General features: G+C 37.4%; 2 protein-coding genes. Both read right to left on the bottom strand.

Features of this window, described 5'->3' with window-relative positions; translation table 11 throughout:
- Nucleotides 1-695 (bottom strand): bestrophin family protein (locus tag AC1DND_RS27905; protein WP_477586108.1); only part of this gene is annotated, 695 nt, incomplete at its 3' end.
- Nucleotides 696-1074: 379 nt separating this feature from the next.
- On the bottom strand, nucleotides 1075-2190 hold the full coding sequence (locus tag AC1DND_RS27900; protein WP_477586110.1) for a sulfate adenylyltransferase subunit 1: 1116 nt from the start codon (nucleotides 2188-2190) through the stop codon (nucleotides 1075-1077).
- Nucleotides 2191-2282 lie beyond the last annotated feature (92 nt).

The raw sequence follows: 2282 nt of genomic DNA, 5'->3' as shown, positions 1-2282 counted from the left end.
GATGAAAAATGGCGCGGGTAAGGAAAGTTTTTAATTCTTTCGGCTTTACCCTGGTTATCGTAAAAACTGGTAATTGAGTTTTGCAAAGATTGTAATTGTAAATCGGATAAGTTTCCGGCAGTTGCTAACTTATTAATGTGGCTCGATTGCAAAGCCATTAATTGGGTAGCCTTATTCTTCTTACTTAAAATGTACTTCAATTCATCTGCTGAAAGATATTCCGATAAGCTACCTTCTAACTTATCAGTTTTTTCGGAAACATGGTACAATCTGGCGTATTCAATATTACGGGGGTCGTTCGCGTTTTCCCAGGCTCTCGGTTCTCTTAACTGAAACCGTAAGGCTGTTAGCCAGGCAAAATGGCGGTAAAAAATGATCTGAACATCTGCTTTTTTATCTTGTGATGCTAAGTAATCGCGCACCATCACCCCAAAAGCACGGCTCGTATTTATAATTCCTCCATAAATCTGCCTGGCCTCCCAAAGACGCGAATAACTGGCATTATTTTTAAAACTTATGATAAAAGAAACAGCTGTTCCTAAAAGTGCTACCGGAACCCATGAAATGGAGAGAAAGGTGAACTTACAAAAATGATAAAGTACAGTAGGGATAATGGCAAGAATGGTTAAACGGTAAATATCCCGTCGGGTCCATACAATAAATTCGAAAAAGGTATATTTCTTTCCAGCGTGCATAGTTTTTGGTTTATTCGGAAAATTATCTGAGGGATTTAAACTAAGATATAAAAAATTTAAAGCGCCTATATTTAAAATGTTTAAAAAAATCGTCAAACGAAAAACGGGGCTACCTATCTGGCGCCCCGCTGAAATTGCTTTCACTTTAGATTAAAAACCTAAAGTCTTCATTATTATATTTGGTTGTGGTTCTCTACTGTAAGATTTTCAGGATTGTATGATTTCAGGATCAATAAGCTGAAATAAAGATCTCATCGTTTCACAATTTTCATCATCCATTTTTCCACCATTAAGGAATTAAGAAGATTAAGATTTTATCTATATTCCTTGAAGCTTTCGCTATTGGTCATTGATCAATTTCCATTATTCATTTTACATTTTATTCTACTGCTGCCCTGAACATTAAAGCGCCAACGGTTAAATTTGTGCGCGTATCGACCAAAATAGCTGAACCATTTGCGCGGTTATCATCGTATAAATCGAATGCCAAAGCATCGGCTGTTTTAATAATCACACGGCCAATATCGCCATCCATCCAGCAAAGGTCTGCTTCAATCAGCTTCGATTCTTGCGGCAATGCCGAAGCATTTACAATGGTATCGCCACGGCTAATATCTACATCATCTTTCAAGTGAATAATAACTGATTGGCCAGCGTGAGCTGCATCGGGTGTTTGATCAAAAAATTCAATTTTCTCGACAGTAGAACTCGCACCACTAGGTAATACAGTAACTTTATCATTTAAATTAAAAGTACCACTTAGTACCCTACCAGCATAACCGCGATAATCGTGCAATTCTTCTGTTTGTGGACGTATCACCCACTGTACCGGCATGCGGGCCAATTGCGATTTATCTAAATTGTCGGTATCAACCTTCTCTAAGAAATGTAACAAACTCTCTCCTTCGTACCAATCCATGTTACCTGAATTTTGCACAATGTTATCGCCTTTTAAGGCACTAACCGGAATATAAGTTACATCGGCAAGCTTTAATTGCTGCGCCAAAACTTTGTATTTTTCTATAATGGCGCTATAAACGGTTTCGCTATAGTCAACCATATCCATTTTATTGATACAAACCACTACATGTTTAATGCCCAATAAGGAAACAATRTATGAGTGGCGGATGGTCTGTTCTACCACGCCGTTACGGGCATCAATCAAAATAATGGCCAGGTTAGCAGTAGAGGCACCCGTAACCATATTCCTTGTATATTGAATGTGGCCAGGCGTATCGGCAATAATAAATTTGCGTTTTTCTGTCTGAAAGTATTTATAGGCTACATCAATGGTAATACCTTGCTCGCGCTCTGCTCTCAAACCATCCGTTAAAATGGCTAAATCTATTGTTCCGTCATCATTTTTACGGTTAGAGCTCTGTAAAGCTTCTAATTGATCGGCCAAAATAGAATCTGTATCGTATAACAAACGGCCGATTAAGGTACTTTTACCATCATCTACACTGCCTGCTGTGAAAAATTTTAATATGTTCATGTTATTTATAGTATTAAGATAGAAGTATAAAGTATCAAGACCTAAATGCGATCTAAAAACGTTTATATTAATTAATGGCATCAATGTAAAAT

The organism is Pedobacter sp. 01N416 (genome assembly GCF_056399685.1).
Note: the sequence above shows the minus strand (reverse complement) of the source record. Positions and strands in the feature narration are given on the sequence as shown.